Annotated in this window: 13 protein-coding genes; 4 read left to right on the forward strand and 9 right to left on the reverse strand. The window is 41.6% G+C overall.

What is annotated here, in order from left to right; all coding sequences use genetic code 11:
* Nucleotides 1–75: 75 nt before the first annotated feature.
* The 3 genes from IF202_RS08825 to IF202_RS08835 form a co-directional block, all read right to left on the reverse strand.
* On the reverse strand, nt 76–3,159 hold the full coding sequence (locus tag IF202_RS08825) for an efflux RND transporter permease subunit (protein WP_191594500.1): 3,084 nt from the start codon (nt 3,157–3,159) through the stop codon (nt 76–78).
* A complete protein-coding gene (locus IF202_RS08830; RefSeq protein WP_191594501.1) occupies nt 3,159–4,271 on the reverse strand; it encodes an efflux RND transporter periplasmic adaptor subunit in 1,113 nt (370 codons plus the stop codon). Before IF202_RS08830 ends, IF202_RS08825 begins: the two co-directional genes overlap by 1 nt.
* A 177-nt stretch (nt 4,272–4,448) precedes the next feature.
* A complete protein-coding gene (locus IF202_RS08835; RefSeq protein WP_191594502.1) occupies nt 4,449–5,357 on the reverse strand; it encodes a LysR family transcriptional regulator in 909 nt (302 codons plus the stop codon).
* Between the two features lie 227 nt (nt 5,358–5,584).
* On the opposite strand from IF202_RS08835, the gene IF202_RS08840 reads away from it, so the two are divergent.
* Together IF202_RS08840 and IF202_RS08845 are read left to right on the forward strand one after the other, a co-directional pair.
* Complete coding sequence (locus tag IF202_RS08840; RefSeq protein ID WP_191594503.1) at nt 5,585–7,072, forward strand: CoA-acylating methylmalonate-semialdehyde dehydrogenase; 1,488 nt, start codon at nt 5,585–5,587, stop codon at nt 7,070–7,072.
* 282 nt (nt 7,073–7,354) lie between these two features.
* The gene (locus tag IF202_RS08845; protein WP_191594504.1) at nt 7,355–7,654 is read left to right on the forward strand and encodes a DUF1289 domain-containing protein; all 300 of its coding nucleotides are present in this window, start codon (nt 7,355–7,357) and stop codon (nt 7,652–7,654) included.
* 39 nt (nt 7,655–7,693) lie between these two features.
* Here IF202_RS08845 and radA read toward each other — a convergent pair whose 3' ends face one another.
* From radA to glnK, 3 genes are all read right to left on the reverse strand, one after another.
* Nucleotides 7,694–9,082, reverse strand: a complete 1,389-nt coding sequence (gene radA / locus IF202_RS08850; protein ID WP_191594505.1) for a DNA repair protein RadA — start codon at nt 9,080–9,082, stop codon at nt 7,694–7,696.
* 164 nt (nt 9,083–9,246) lie between these two features.
* Complete coding sequence (locus IF202_RS08855) at nt 9,247–10,512, reverse strand: ammonium transporter (RefSeq protein ID WP_191594506.1); 1,266 nt, start codon at nt 10,510–10,512, stop codon at nt 9,247–9,249.
* A gap of 38 nt (nt 10,513–10,550) precedes the next feature.
* A complete protein-coding gene (gene glnK / locus IF202_RS08860) occupies nt 10,551–10,889 on the reverse strand; it encodes a P-II family nitrogen regulator (protein ID WP_024023270.1) in 339 nt (112 codons plus the stop codon).
* A gap of 562 nt (nt 10,890–11,451) precedes the next feature.
* On the opposite strand from glnK, the gene IF202_RS08865 reads away from it, so the two are divergent.
* A complete protein-coding gene (locus tag IF202_RS08865; protein WP_191594507.1) occupies nt 11,452–11,697 on the forward strand; it encodes an accessory factor UbiK family protein in 246 nt (81 codons plus the stop codon).
* 31 nt (nt 11,698–11,728) lie between these two features.
* On the opposite strand, the gene IF202_RS08870 is transcribed toward IF202_RS08865, so the two are convergent.
* Nucleotides 11,729–11,944 carry a TIGR02450 family Trp-rich protein gene (locus tag IF202_RS08870; RefSeq protein WP_191594508.1) on the reverse strand — a complete coding sequence of 72 codons (216 nt, stop codon included), beginning with the start codon at nt 11,942–11,944 and terminating at the stop codon, nt 11,729–11,731.
* 176 nt (nt 11,945–12,120) lie between these two features.
* On the opposite strand from IF202_RS08870, the gene IF202_RS08875 reads away from it, so the two are divergent.
* Nucleotides 12,121–13,632, forward strand: a complete 1,512-nt coding sequence (locus tag IF202_RS08875) for a YifB family Mg chelatase-like AAA ATPase (protein ID WP_191594509.1) — start codon at nt 12,121–12,123, stop codon at nt 13,630–13,632.
* On the opposite strand, the gene IF202_RS08880 is transcribed toward IF202_RS08875, so the two are convergent.
* Together IF202_RS08880 and IF202_RS08885 are read right to left on the reverse strand one after the other, a co-directional pair.
* On the reverse strand, nt 13,613–14,314 hold the full coding sequence (locus tag IF202_RS08880) for a haloacid dehalogenase type II (protein WP_191594510.1): 702 nt from the start codon (nt 14,312–14,314) through the stop codon (nt 13,613–13,615). The genes IF202_RS08875 and IF202_RS08880 overlap by 20 nt on opposite strands.
* 97 nt (nt 14,315–14,411) lie before the next feature.
* Nucleotides 14,412–15,056: a DsbA family oxidoreductase gene (locus tag IF202_RS08885; RefSeq protein ID WP_191594511.1), complete on the reverse strand. Its 645-nt coding sequence runs from the start codon at nt 15,054–15,056 to the stop codon at nt 14,412–14,414.
* Nucleotides 15,057–15,059 lie beyond the last annotated feature (3 nt).

Here is a 15,059-nt window from a genome sequence, read left to right on the forward strand (position 1 = left end):
ATAAAGTAGAGAGAAAAGAAGCCTTGAAGTGTTAACTTAACAAGGCTTCGTCTCATTTTTCAGTGAATAGAATAACTAGAAATCACGGTGTGAACGATATTTTACGCGAAAAAGAAGCGAGTAAAATACAGGTACTGCAATCAAGGTTAAAATGGTTGCAAACCCTAGTCCAAACGAAATAACAACCGCCATTCCTTCAAAAAATGCATCAAACAATAATGGAATCATACCCAAAATAGTCGTCACTGCCGCCATACAAACAGGGCGCACACGACTAACAGCTGAGTTGAAAATTGCCTCGTATTTTTCAGTGCCTTGTTCAAGTTCGAAATTAATTTGATCGGCTAATACGATACCATTTTTTACTGTCATACCGGATAAACTCAAGAAGCCTAGCAAAGCCATAAAGCTAAATGCTGAGTTCATCACAAGTAATCCAGTGGATACACCAATCAAGGCCAAAGGCACACAAAACCAAATAGTCAGCGGCACACGAACCGAGTTAAATAACAACACGGTAATGATGAACATGAACAGGTAACCCATTGGCAGCGCGCTGAAAATGTTAGCTTGTGCATCTGTACTGCTTTCGTATTCACCACCCCATTCTAGGCTGTAGCCTGGAGGTAATTCGATAGCTTCAACATCGCCACGAATACGACCAAATACAGCCATAGCGGTTTCATCACCAAGAATATTTGGGTCCGCCATAACGGTAATCGTACGTTTACGATCAAGACGTTCGATGATTGGATTTTCCCACGTAGTTTCAAAACCTGATACTAAGGTTGAAAGCGTTACATATGAACCAGAAGACGGACTGTAAATCTGTAAGTCTCTAATTTGGTCAATAGACAAACGCTCGTTTTCAGGAACGGTTTGCATGATAGGCAATAAATCTGTGCCTTCACGGTATAAGCCGATACGAGAACCAGTGAAGTTGGTTAGCAACACATTATCCAAATCTGTCTTACTGATGCCTAAACGACGTGCTTGAGCATCGTTAAAGATAGGGCGAAGTACCTTAACTTGCTGGCGCCAATTGTCTTTAATACTTTCTAATCCACCATCTGCACGATATATTTCTTGTACCTGAGCACTGTACTGACGTAGTAATTTAGGGTCTGGTCCACTGATGCGTGCTTCAATTTTGGCACCACTTGCTGGCCCTAATTGCAGACGCTGCAATTTCACTTCTAACTCTGGATAGTCTTCCTTCATTTTGAAGTAAAGGTCAGTCAATAGCTGTGGAATGATGTCTTTGTCTTTAGTGCGAACAATAAACTGAGCATAGCTTGAGTTCGTTTGCTCTGCGTTGTAAGTCAGCATAAAGCGGAGAGCACCTTGACCTGTTGTTGATGTGACGTACTCGATACGTTCATCTTTTAACAAGTCTTTTTCAATGGCGATAACTTTCTTGTATGTGTCTTCAATATGAGTGCCTTCTGGCATCTGCACGTCCATGTAAAACATTGGCGTGGTAGAGGGTGGAAAGAAAGCTTGTTTCACAAATTGGAATGCCCAGCCAGAAGTAAATAAGCAAGCAAGCAACAAGACAACGGTTGTCCAACGATAATGCATGGCTTTGTCTAATAGCCATTTATAACCTGTGAACATGAAACCTTTATAGGGGTCTACTTTTGCTTGCTCTTCTTCATTGTTATCTGTTTTTGCAATGGTTTCTTTGAAAAATAAGTCACAGAAAAATGGTGTCAGCGTGATCGCAGTAATCCAACTCAAAAATAGTGAAATCAACAATACATAGAATAAAGAGCCAACAAATTCACCCACCGCATCTGGAGATAAGCCGATCGGTGCGAAAGCGGTAATCGCAATAACAGTAGCGCCCAACAAAGGCCACTTGGTTTGTTTTACTACGGAACTTGCCGCTTGGACTTTTGTCATGCCGCGTTGCAAACCGATGAGTATGCCTTCGGTCACAACAATGGCGTTATCCACCAGCATCCCGAGCGCGATGATCAACCCACCTAACGAGATCCTTTGCAGGTTGATTTTGAAGTAATCCATTACAATAAAAGTGCCAAGAATGGTCAACAACAAAATCAAACCAATCAAGATACCAGAACGAACGCCCATGAAAATCAATAGCACGAGGATAACGATGCCGACTGCTTCTGCAAGATTCAATAAGAAGTTAGAAACAGAACGATCCACTTCTTTTGACTGGAAATAAATCGCATCCATTTCCATACCAATTGGCTGCTGGTATTTTAACTCTTCAATGCGTGTTTCTAAGTGCTCACCAATTTTTACTACGTTAACACCAGAAGAAAAAGAGATGCCTAACAGTAATGATTTTGCACCATTGAAATTCACCAGGTGAGATTGTGGGTCAGTATATTCCCGTTTGATCGTAGCAACGTCACTTAGACGAATTAAGTTACCATCAATTGGTTTACCAACAATCAGGTTTTCTAATTCAGAAATATCGTTGAATTCCCCCGTTGGACTAATACGAATGTACTCGCTGCCTACTTTAACGCGTCCTGCATTCGATACGCTGTTTTGGTTTGCCAATAATGTTTGTAATTGGCTAGGCGCGATGCCCATGTTTGCTAGTTTAGATCGTGAAATCTCGATCGTAACCTGTTCATTTTGCTCGCCAGCAACACTCACTTTGGCGACCCCATCCACTAGAACCAATTCACGCTTAACGTAATCAACGTAGTTTTCTAGGTCTTTATATGGATAGCCGTCACCATGAATAGCAAGCATTACGCCGTATACATCGCCGAAATCATCCAACACCATTGGGGTGCTAACACCGCTTGGAAAAGTACCTGAAATGTCACGAATTTTCTTACGAACTTCGTCCCAAATCTGCTTCAATTCCTTGGCGCGATAAGTGTCTTTAATGGTAATTTGAACTTTTGAATAACCTGCTTTTGAAGTGGACTTGATTTTGTCCACATAAGGCAAATTCTGAAGCTCACGTTCAATTGGATAAGTAACTTCTTCTTCAACTTGCTCTGGCGATGCGCCAGGGTAAGTAGTGATGACCAAAGAATCTTTGATCGTAAATTCAGGGTCTTCTAATTGACCAAGACTAGTGAAAGCCAAAGCACCACCAATCAGTAGAATCAAAGTTACCATCCAGCTGGTAACTTTACGTTTCATGAAATACGCTGCAATATCCATTATAGACCTCTCTCACGTGTCCAAGGACGAACTTGCATTGAATCTGTGAGAGTGTGAACGCCTGCAGTAACTACTTGATCGTTTTCTTTAAGCCCTTCTAAAATTTCAATAGAGTCACCGTGTAGAACACCAAGTTTTACTGCACGAGCTTCTACTTTTTGAGTGCTTTCATTGAAAATCCAAACGGAACTTTCTGATTGTCCTGTTGTTGTGTTTTCATGACGTAATACGGCTTCAACTGGCACAGTGAAATGCTTTACTTCACCTAATAGTTGGTTTAAATCCATATCAACATTTGCTGTCATACCAGGTAAAAGAGTGTGCTCTTTGTTGTCTTCACGTATTAGGCTCAAAGTCACATCATATGCTTTGGTGTTTGGGTCTGGCGTCGTTTTATGTTCTTTATAAATGCCGAATAATGTGTCTTCAGGAGCAACGTCCACAATAACTCTTGGGGCGTAGTTTAATTTCGTTGAACGAATGCTAACAACTAGGTTTTCAGGTACTTGAAAATCTACTTCTAATTTATCGATGTTTTGTATGTGCATCAGCTTTTGTGTTGCACCAACGTATTGAAATTTTTCTGTATAGACAGAAGCGATTACTCCGTCAAAAGGAGCATAAACCTTAGTGTATTTAAGTTGATTCTTTGCGGTTTGAAGCGCGTTGTCAGCTTGATCTAATGTCACTTTTGAAGAGTCATATTGAGAACGTGTTGTTGCATTTTGCTTTAACATCGTCTGAATTCGTTTGAATTGTGCTTCTGCTAATCGCTGGTTTGCTTGAGCTAATTCAATTTGCAATTGAAAGTCAGTCGGATCAAGAGTGGCTAATAAATCTCCTTTATTAACTCGTTGTCCGGACGTTATATCTAGCTTGATAATCTGGCCGCCTACACGGAAAGCCAAATCGACTTCTTCACTGGCTTGTAATTCAGCAGGGAAGCGACGGATATTTACCGCATCTGTTGATTTTATGGCGAGAAGTTTGACTGGACGAATGATTTCTTTTTCTACAGTGACATCTGTTTCACTTGTTGAACAGCCAGTGATTAATAACGCTGTGGTTACTACAAAACCAACCATCATATTTATGCGCTTTACGCGATTCATTCATTGCTCCGTAAATTATCTGGAAATAGTAAGATGAAAGTATTTTATATCTCTTCTACTTGGATATAAATTTTTAAATATATATTAAAGATATTACCGTAATGGAATATCTCTAAGAGTTAGCATGGTTATTTGTTTATGTTGGCGTTGTGAAATAAGAATTATAAAAAAGAAAGATTATTGTGTTTTTTCGAGTTCTTTTAGAAAAGTTTCTAAAACGAGGTTGGTGCGTGCGCCTTTCCTAGTTATCGAAGAAAATTGTGTTACGTAATGGCATTGGGCTGGCAAAATAGCACGCATGCGACCATCTCGAATCCATCGTTCTGCCACGTGATCTGGTAAAAAACCAATGTAACGACCAGTCAAAATGAGAAACGCGATACCTTCTCGGTCTGTGGCGGTGGCGCTGGCTGTTAGAGGTTGGTGTTGGGTTTTTATTTCTGGTGTTTGAGCATAGGCAGGGAGAACAGCATCAAAGTTTTTAAGTTCTGTCTTGGATGTTTTTTTATCGTCCATATTGAAAAGCGGATGTGTGTCACTGCAGTAGAGTTTAGATTCTTCTTGATACAAATGACTATAGTCTAATCCATTGAGGATTTTTAAATCAGGCACAATACCCACATGCAGCGTTCCATCTAACACGCCTCTTTCTACATCGTTAGGTGGAATCATACGAATGTTAATAGAGACTTGCGGTCCTTTGTCTTTTAAACCAGCCAAGGCTCTGGTGATACGTGTGTGCGGTAAGGTAACAAGGTTATCTGTGATGCCTATGTTTAACTCGCCCTTTAAATGTTGATGAAGAGCATTAATATGTGTACGGAAATCCTCAATAGAAGACAAAAGCTGTAAGGTGTGATCGTAAACTTGGCTACCTTCGTTAGTTAGGGAAAAGCCTGATCTGCCGCGCTGGCAAAGACGAAAGCCAAGACGGGTTTCTAAATCAGAAATAGCGATACTAATGGCCGCACGACTAATGTTTAGGTCAACTTCAGCGGCCGAAAAACCACCACATTCCACGACTGTCCGAAAAATGCGTAAAACCCTAAGGTCAGCATCGCTTACCTGACTTTGAAACTTCTTCATTTATATACCTTGCCCATTTTTATTGCTTATTGAATGGCTCTTCATTTAAATAAATTAATTAGTTAAGTAAATGATTAACTAAGCGTTAATAGATTATACTATTTATAATCTATTACTCTGGCATAGTAGAGTCAATACACATTGTTTTTATCTCAGATTGTTTTTGTTGACTATATTTATCTCAAGCATCGAGAAAAACGTTTTAGCTTAATTATTATGGAGTGCTCATGGAAATTATCGGACATTTGATTGGTGGTAAACCGTCACAAGAATCAGTGCGTAATCAAGATGTTTTTAACCCTGCAACAGGCACAGTGACAAAGCAGGTTGCCATCGCATCAAAAGCAACAGTTGAAGAAGCTATTACTGTCGCGCAAGCAGCTTATCCAGAATGGCGTAATACACCGCCGCTAAAACGTGCTCGCGTTATGTTCAATTACAAAGCTTTGTTAGAGAAACACGCTGATCGTATTTGTGAATTGATTGGCGCTGAACACGGTAAAATTTGTCACGATGCGGCGGGTGAGCTTCAACGTGGTATTGAAAATGTAGAATACGCTTGTGGTGCACCTGAGTTATTGAAAGGTGAGCACAGTAAAAATGTTGGCCCTAATATTGACTCTTGGAGTGAATTCCAACCTCTTGGTGTTGTTGCTGGTATTACACCGTTTAACTTCCCTGCAATGGTTCCGTTGTGGATGTTTCCAATGGCGATTGTCTGCGGTAATACTTTCATCCTTAAACCATCTGAACGTGATCCAAGTACTGCTTTGTTCCTTGCTGAGCTTTTACATGAAGCGGGTCTACCTGCTGGCGTATTCAACGTGGTCAATGGTGATAAAGAAGCAGTTGATACTCTGTTAGAAGATCAACGCATAAAAGCAGTGAGCTTTGTGGGCTCTACACCAATTGCTGAATACATTTACAGCAAAGCCAGTGCTAATGGTAAACGTTGCCAGGCTCTTGGTGGTGCAAAAAATCATGCGATTGTTATGCCTGATGCAGATATGGACAATGTAGTTAGCCAGTTGCTTGGCGCGGCATTTGGTTCGTCTGGCGAACGTTGTATGGCGCTTTCTGTTGCTGTCGCAGTTGGTAAAGCAGCAGGTGATACTTTAATAAGCAAAATGGTTGAAGCAATGAAACCGCTTAAAATCGGTGAATGTTCTGATAAAACAAATGACTTCGGCCCTGTGATTACAAAAGAGCATAAAGATAAGGTTGTCGGCTATATTGATAGTGCTGAATCTCAAGGTGCGACAGTGGTTGTTGATGGTCGTAACCCAAAAGTAGAAGGTTACGAAAATGGCTTCTTTGTTGGTGCAACACTAATTGATGGTGTTACTAAAAACATGGAAAGTTACCAGCAAGAAATTTTTGGCCCTGTTCTACAAGTGGTTCGAGTTGAGACCATGGAAGAAGCGATGGCGTTAATTAACGACCATGAGTACGGTAACGGTACTTGTATCTTTACTCGTGACGGTGAAGCGGCACGTTACTTCTCCGATAATATTGAAGTTGGAATGGTTGGTATTAACGTACCATTGCCTGTACCAGTGGCATATCACAGCTTTGGCGGTTGGAAGCGTTCTTTGTTTGGTGATCTACATGCGTATGGTCCAGATGCGGTGCGCTTCTACACAAAACGTAAAACTATTACTCAGCGCTGGCCTTCGGCTGGTGTTCGAGAAGGTAAAAGCTTTTCGTTTCCATAACGAACAGAGCATGTAAGTTTTAATTCAGTTTAATACTGTTGTTAGATTTACATATCGATCCCAGGTATTTCTATCTACGTGATAGAAGTATTTTTTATTGGCTGCTTATCATCTCGTGATAGGTGGCCATTTTTTTATCTTCTAATTACACAAATCAAAATATGAAAATAAGCGCATAGGAGCAGGTCGTTTTTTAGCCTAGTATTGTTTTATGTTATGGTATCTAAAAATCTATTAAGTGAAGTATGGATATTAAAACGCTTTATTTTCAGGGGAGGTAATATGGAACAGATTGAACTGTTTGTTATAGAAAGCCCCTGTAAAGGTGTGTGCGAAAACAGTAAAAAGGGTTTTTGCAAAGGATGCTTACGTAGTAGAGATGAGCGTTTTCATTGGTTTTCATTATCGAATGAAGCTCGCTATCACGTACTCGATCTTTGTAAGCATCGACGGTTGCGTTTAATAAAAGCGCGGCAAGAAAGACTGGAGGCTGATTCCATTAAAGCATTGCCTTATGGCATGGAAGATGAGCCATTGGCGGATCTTTTCGAACTAGAAAAGATGGCAGTTACCAATGACTAACAGCCAATATAAGATTGTTTGACTTTAACGAAAGAGCGCTTAGTTTTCAAAGATCGCATCAAGCGCTTCAGACAAGCGTTCCACACCAATCACTGTCATGCCTTTAATTGGCTTTTTCGGACAGTTTGCTTTTGGTACGACAGCCCTCGTGAAGCCGTGTTTGGCAGCTTCGCTGATACGTTCCTGACCAGATGCTACAGGGCGTATTTCTCCTGATAATCCGACTTCACCCATTACAACTAAGTCATGTGGCAGAACCCTATCTCTGAAGCTGGATACTACAGCGGAAATAGCCGCGAGATCTGCGCTGGTTTCAGACACTTTGACGCCACCAACCACGTTTAAATACACATCTTGATCTGACGTTAATAAGCCGCCATGTTTGTGCAGTACGGCTAAGAGCATGGCTAATCTATTATGATCGAACCCGACAGTGACGCGTCTTGGATTGCCAAGTGGTGAATCATCAACCAAAGCTTGTAGTTCTACTAATAAAGGTCGAGTGCCTTCCCAAATAACAACAACAAGACTACCTGCGGTTGGGTGATTGCTTCGGTTTAAGAAAATAGAGCTTGGGTTTTTTACTTCTTTCAAACCGTTTTCGAGCATGGCAAAAACACCAAGTTCATTGACTGCACCAAAGCGGTTCTTCATGCCGCGCAGTGTACGGAATCTAGAGTCTTCTGAACCTTCAAGTAGCACTGAGCAATCGACCATATGTTCGAGTACTTTTGGTCCTGCCAGTGAACCGTCTTTCGTTACATGACCAACAAGTAATACGACCGTTTGAGTTTGTTTTGCAAAGCGAGTCAACACGGCCGCACTTTCTCGTACTTGAGAAACACTACCAGGCGCGGATTCCACACCATCAAGATGCATAACCTGAATGGAGTCAATAACCATTACTTTAGGTTTGAGTTGTTGGGCTGTATTTAAAATTGCTTCCACATTGGTTTCAGACAGCATTTTTAAATTGTCCATAGGTAGGCCAAGACGTTGAGCTCGCATTGCCACCTGTTGTAGAGATTCTTCACCTGTAACGTATAGGGCACTTTGTTGTTGCGCTAGCCAGCACATGGTTTGGAGTAACAGTGTGCTTTTACCTGCGCCAGGATGTCCACCAATTAGAACAACACCACCGGGAACCAAGCCGCCGCCAAGTACGCGGTCAAACTCGCTCGCACCTGAACTGAAACGAGGTACATCTGTTAAATCGACATCGGATAGGCTTTGAATGCCGGTTATTGCCCCAGCATAACCTTGATAGCGAGGGTCTTGACTAGCTGAGACTCTAGCAGGTGTTTTACTCGAGGTTAGACGTATCTCCGATAGCGAATTCCATGCTTTACAAGCTTGGCATTGGCCTTGCCACTTCGCGTAGTCAGATCCACATTCATTACATACAAAGGCTGTTTTTGCTTTGGCCATGGGGCTATTTCTCTCTTCTTTATTATTCTTTCAGTTTACTGAATGTAAAGCAAAGTGACATCTTTGAGCGCATTAAATTTGATTTTAATCGCTGAAAAAAGAAAACCCCCGCCGAGGCGAGGGTTTTTTTAGATTAGAAAGCTTGGTTTGTAATGGTGTAGCTATTACTTCTTGCTGAACTCTGGGTATGCTTCCATACCACATTCAGAAAGGTCAACGCCTTCGTATTCTTCTTCTTCAGTAACTCGAACACCCATAACGGCTTTGATAATCAACCATGTTACTAGGCTGGCTCCGAATACCCAAACAAAGATAGTCAGTGCGCCAATGATTTGTCCACCGAATGTTGTACCATCGTTTGTTAGAGGTACTGCTAGCAAGCCCCAAAGACCAACAACACCGTGAACAGAGATAGCGCCCACTGGATCGTCAATTTTTAGTTTGTCTAGAGTAAGGATAGAAACAACAACGATCATACCGCCAACTAGACCAATTAAAGTCGCGCCTAAAGCAGAAGGTGTATCAGGACCTGCAGTGATAGCAACCAAACCAGCCAATGCGCCGTTTAGAAGCATTGTTAGATCTGCTTTACCAAACAAGATGCGAGCTAGGATAAGTGCGCCGATTGCGCCGCCAGCAGCTGCTGTATTTGTATTCAAGAATACCATAGCAACAGAGTTAGCACTTGCGATGTCGCCAAGTTTTAAAACAGAGCCGCCGTTGAAACCGAACCAACCCATCCAAAGAATCAATGTACCTAATGTAGCAAGAGGTAGATTAGCACCAGGAATAGCACGTATTTCACCGTTTGGGCCGTATTTTCCTTTACGAGCGCCAAGTACTAGAACACCAGCTAATGCTGCTGCAGCACCTGCCATGTGTACGATACCTGAACCTGCAAAGTCAGTGAAACCTAAATCACCAAGGCTAAACAAACCGAATACAGAACCGCCACCCCAAGTCCAGTTACCTTCCATTGGGTAAATGAAACCAGTCATGACAACAGCAAATGCTAGGAAAGCCCAAAGCTTCATACGCTCAGCAACGGCACCAGAAACGATGGACATTGCAGTTGCTACGAATACAACTTGGAAGAAAAAGTCAGATGCGCCAGAGTAGATAGAACCACCCTCGAAGCCATCTTCACGGCCAGCAAAATCAGACAAAGTAGAGTTTACATCTACAGTTTGAATGCCAGTTAAGAACCACTCGCCACCGTACATGACAGAGTAACCGCAAACTAGGTACATAATACAAGAGATGGCAAACAAGGCCACGTTCTTGGTTAGAATTTCAGTGGTGTTTTTAGCGCGTACTAAACCCGCTTCTAACATGGCAAATCCAGCTGCCATCCACATAACTAGTGCGCCACACACTAAAAAGTAAAACGTGTCCATGGCATATTGTAAGTGAAAAATTTGATCTTGCATGTTTCGCCCCCCTAAGGCTTGTAAGATTCGAGCAGTGATTAAACTGCTTCTACACCAGTCTCGCCGGTACGAATACGAACCGCTTGCTCTAGGTTAACGATAAAGATTTTACCGTCGCCAATTTTTCCAGTGTTCGCAGCACCAGTAATAGCTTCTACTACTTGGTCTGTCATGTCGTCTGCAATAGCAAGTTCGATTTTTACTTTAGGTAAAAAATCGACTACATATTCAGCGCCACGGTATAGTTCCGTATGACCTTTTTGACGTCCGAAACCTTTTACTTCTGTCACGGTGATACCTTGAACGCCGATTTCAGAAAGTGCTTCTCGAACATCATCCAATTTGAATGGTTTGATGATGGCAGTTATAAGCTTCATACCCACTGTCTCCTTTAAAAGTCAGTATTATTGTGTATCGCAGGTAGGTGACTTTATTCAAAATGCGTGCCATATATTGGCGCAGCCTTAACCTGTAAGGCTTTGTAAGGATTATGTTGGTTTTTTGGAATTAAAAAGAATGTGAGTGTGCTTTGTTTTGTGCCGTATATTGGGGTGAGTCTGTATTGCTGCTTTAATTTGGTGCAATGATGTTTTCTGGATGCATTTTTTTGACCTGTAAGCCTCTAGAATCATACTTTCAATTGATTAAATGCATGGTTTTCAAGTCACTCTGTTAGTTTTATATTCTAAATATCGTCTTTAAGAAACAAACAATAGTGAGTTTTTGCACAGAAAGGAGGCAGAGTGATGGTCTATAAAGTAAAAAACTATGCTCTTTTTAATCGTTTATAGGATGCAGAGAGCTTTAATCTTGCTCATTCATTATAAATTGATGAGTAAGATGGCTTGTTTGCACCTTTCATCGACCTCTATACTGTACATACTATTAAGTAAACCAGCGTATTATTAAGTAATAAGCAAAACAACGAATGAGAATGACATGATAGACCAATTTATTAAGCAATTAGGTACAGGATTAGGACAAGCAGCAGAAACACTTGGTAAATTACCGAAAGAAGAAATACAAGCACAATTACACGAAGTTGCTCGTAATACCTTAACAAAGATGGACTTGGTCACACGTGAAGAGTTTGAAGTGCAAGAAGCCATGCTAGCAAAATATCGAGCAAAGCTTATTGCTTTAGAAGCACGTTTAAGTGAACTAGAAGCGGAATCAAAAAAATAAGTGGATAATGCCGGTTGCGGTATAGAGCCAACTACTTCCAACCTTGCTTCCAATTATCTGTGGATGATAACGCTTGCCAATGAAGTGAATACTGATTTTTATTGATCACAGCTTCAATAATACATTCAATAACTTTGTCTTGTTCGTCACGAATCAACTCAGTCACGATAAAATGTTTTTCTTTATGGGTTGGCGATGTAGATGTCCATTTAGATAGAAGTAACTTATTTGGATTTATATGATGCATAGTCAGTTTTAGACCTTTCTAAAGAATTGAAATATGAGGCGCTTATTGAAGCGCCTTTTTTTATAGGGTATATATTGTTTAATACATAAAACCTGATAGGTAAGTGATTAATACGTAGAAAACAACGAGCCGGATTGCTCGTGATGATAAATACATAACAAGATCAAGGAGTGATCATGAGTTTATCGACTATTTATAGCCGTGCCCGCGTGGGTGTGGCATCCCCTTTAGTTACTGTTGAGACCCATATTTCAAATGGGTTGCCTTCCTTAAATATAGTCGGATTACCTGAGGCGGCTGTACGAGAAGCCAAAGATCGCGTGCGAAGTGCGATAATTAATAGCCATTTTGAGTTTCCAACCCGCCGAGTCACTATTAATTTAGCACCAGCTGATCTTCCTAAAGAAGGTGGACGCTACGACCTTGCGATCGCTATCAGCGTTTTGGTTGCATCAGGTCAATTAGGCGAGTTAAATTTGAGAGACATTGAATTTATCGGCGAGCTTGCGCTATCTGGTGACATTCGCGGTATTCCAGGCTTATTGCCCTCTGCTATTGCTTGTCACGAATCTAATCGACAGCTTATTTTACCAGAAGATAACCAACAAGAAGCCGCTCTGGTGGAAAGTGATGCTGTATTTGCCAAGCATCTAACCGAAGTGACAGCACATCTTTTAAAGTTAGCTAAATTACCTACTTGCGTCTCTAAGCCACCAGAGCCTTTACCTTTAGATCATAAAGACATGCGTGATGTGAAAGGCCAATATCAGGCAAGACGAGCATTAGAAGTGGCGGCTGCTGGTGGCCATAACTTACTTTTTATCGGTCCTGCTGGAACAGGAAAAACCATGCTGGCTTCAAGATTACCCAGTATTATGCCAGCGATGACAGAGCAAGAAGCCTTGGCTGTTGCATCTGTCCAATCTGTTGCAGGACGAAAAATGGGGCTAGATTGGTATTGGTCTGAACGTCCCTTTCGTTCACCTCATCATTCTTGTTCGGCTGCTGCGCTAGTAGGAGGGGGTTCCGTTCCTAAACCTGGAGAAGCGTCTTTGGCTCATTGTGGCGTTTTATTTTTAGATGAACTTCCAGAGTTTGATCGCAAAGTATTGGAAGTATTAAGGGAGCCGTTAGAGAACGGAGAGGTACATATATCCAGAGCCCGTGGACAGGTTACTTTTCCAGCTCGATTTCAGTTAGTTGCCGCGATGAATGCCAGTAATGAAGCCTACACTGGTGGACAAGACTACTACCAATCTAGCGCCAGCCAGAAATACCTTAAAAAATTATCTGCGCCATTTTTAGACCGGATTGATTTACACGTAGAAGTGCCGCCGCTGCCATCTACTATTTTAGTAAACGCAGAAGAGGAGGGCGAATGCAGCGCAATTGTTCGGCAACGGGTTGAGCTCGCTGTTGCCAGACAAAGAGCGCGACAAGGAGTACAAAATGCTTTACTCAGTGGGCGACAGTTAGAAAGTATTTGTGCACTAAGTGATGACGACAAATATTTTATGCAACAAGCGTTGGAGGCCTTAAAACTTTCTGCGCGGGCTTACCACCGAGTGTTAAAGGTGGCATTAACTTTAGCGGATTTAAGCGATTCGAATGTGACGAGAGCACACTTAATGGAATCGTTAAGTTACAGGAAAATGGAGAAGACCCTTGCTATGGCAGCGTCTTCTTAACTGCGAGCAATTGATCTGCAAGATTCATAATATCTTCAGCGATAAAGTTAGGTTGAGGCACATTGCCGGCGATCAACATATTATTGTTTGGGCGAGTGATAAAAGCGCCAGAACAACCAGCTGCTTGCGCGCCTATCGTGTCCCATAAATGACAGGCAACAAGACATATTCTATTTAGATCAACACCAAACTCCTGTGCTGCATGATGATAAGTCGCTGGATGAGGTTTAAAAGCACGTACAGTATCGACACTAAATTGATGTTCGAAGAAATGATTAATCCCTGCTTTTTCTAATAATGTAGGTGATGTCGTGGGTGCAGAATTTGTCAGAGTGGCTAAACGAAAGCCTGCCGTTTGCAAACGTTCTAAAGCCGGTATCACATCAGGATGTGGTGGAAGATTAGTGAGTAATGCTTTGAATTCTTTCACATCATCGTCGGAAATTGAAACATTGTGATTAGCTCCGATCATGTTCAATGTACCAACAGCTAGACTACCAAAAGGTTCATAGAGTCCTGAGATCGTTATGGCTTGAGAATAAAGAACAAGTTCGGCAAACCAATTTCTTAACACAGATGGATCGTTGAACACACGAAGAAAAAAAGGTTCGAGCGTTGTGATATCCAGCAAGGTTTCATTTACGTCAAAAAGCAGTACGTCGATGTTGCGAGCTTTATTCATCTTGTTTAGACCTTCTTGGTAAGGTTAGTGAACCATTGCAGTGAGATTTATCTTCCTGCAATGGACTAGTTCGCTCGGCTCTTATTTATTGATTAATTTAGAGCCCAGCCAATTCTTTCAACACGTCTTTATAGCTACTTTGTGGATGAGCCCCTGTCATTGCGCTACTGCGGTTGAAAATAACAGTGGGTACACCTGAAATACCTTGTTGTTGCCACTGTCTTTCAAGCCTTTCAATAGCATCACGGCGGTCAGTATCATTTATAGCTAATTTAGCTTGCTCTGGATTTAGGCCAACAGTTTCAGCTTCAGCCAAAAGCACAGAATGATCAGAGATGTCTTTATGCTCGGTGAAAAAGGCAGAAAATAGGCGCTGTTTTAACTCATGCTGCAAACCTTGCTCGTGAGCGAAGTCGAGAAGACTGTGTGCGTCACGAGTGTTTACCATTTTCATTTCTTCAAAGTAATCGAACTTAAAGCCACATTCAGCGCCAAAACCACTTATGTTTGCCCGAGCTTTGTCACTGTCTTCACGTGTCGCGCCATATTTACGTAATACATGAGCACGTAAGTTCTCGCCTTGTGCTGGCATATTTGGGTTCAGTTCGAACGGTTGCCATTCGATTTCAACTCTATCTTGCAGGCCTAATTCATCAATGGCGGCTTCTAAATGTTTGTAACCTACGATGCACCATGGGCACACGATATCAGACACAATATCCAGTTTAATTTTATCTTTCATGGT

Origin of the sequence: Marinomonas colpomeniae, from assembly GCF_014803385.1 — a bacterium.
Lineage (GTDB): Bacteria > Pseudomonadota > Gammaproteobacteria > Pseudomonadales > Marinomonadaceae > Marinomonas > Marinomonas colpomeniae.

Coding starts and splice junctions, on each gene's coding strand:
- IF202_RS08825 (WP_191594500.1), bottom strand. CDS start 3,159: ATGGATATTGCAGCGTATTTCATGAAACGTAAAGTTACCAGCTGGATG.
- IF202_RS08830 (WP_191594501.1), bottom strand. CDS start 4,271: ATGAATCGCGTAAAGCGCATAAATATGATGGTTGGTTTTGTAGTAACC.
- IF202_RS08835 (WP_191594502.1), bottom strand. CDS start 5,357: ATGAAGAAGTTTCAAAGTCAGGTAAGCGATGCTGACCTTAGGGTTTTA.
- IF202_RS08840 (WP_191594503.1), top strand. CDS start 5,585: ATGGAAATTATCGGACATTTGATTGGTGGTAAACCGTCACAAGAATCA.
- IF202_RS08845 (WP_191594504.1), top strand. CDS start 7,355: ATGGAACAGATTGAACTGTTTGTTATAGAAAGCCCCTGTAAAGGTGTG.
- radA (WP_191594505.1), bottom strand. CDS start 9,082: ATGGCCAAAGCAAAAACAGCCTTTGTATGTAATGAATGTGGATCTGAC.
- IF202_RS08855 (WP_191594506.1), bottom strand. CDS start 10,512: ATGCAAGATCAAATTTTTCACTTACAATATGCCATGGACACGTTTTAC.
- glnK (WP_024023270.1), bottom strand. CDS start 10,889: ATGAAGCTTATAACTGCCATCATCAAACCATTCAAATTGGATGATGTT.
- IF202_RS08865 (WP_191594507.1), top strand. CDS start 11,452: ATGATAGACCAATTTATTAAGCAATTAGGTACAGGATTAGGACAAGCA.
- IF202_RS08870 (WP_191594508.1), bottom strand. CDS start 11,944: ATGCATCATATAAATCCAAATAAGTTACTTCTATCTAAATGGACATCT.
- IF202_RS08875 (WP_191594509.1), top strand. CDS start 12,121: ATGAGTTTATCGACTATTTATAGCCGTGCCCGCGTGGGTGTGGCATCC.
- IF202_RS08880 (WP_191594510.1), bottom strand. CDS start 14,314: ATGAATAAAGCTCGCAACATCGACGTACTGCTTTTTGACGTAAATGAA.
- IF202_RS08885 (WP_191594511.1), bottom strand. CDS start 15,056: ATGAAAGATAAAATTAAACTGGATATTGTGTCTGATATCGTGTGCCCA.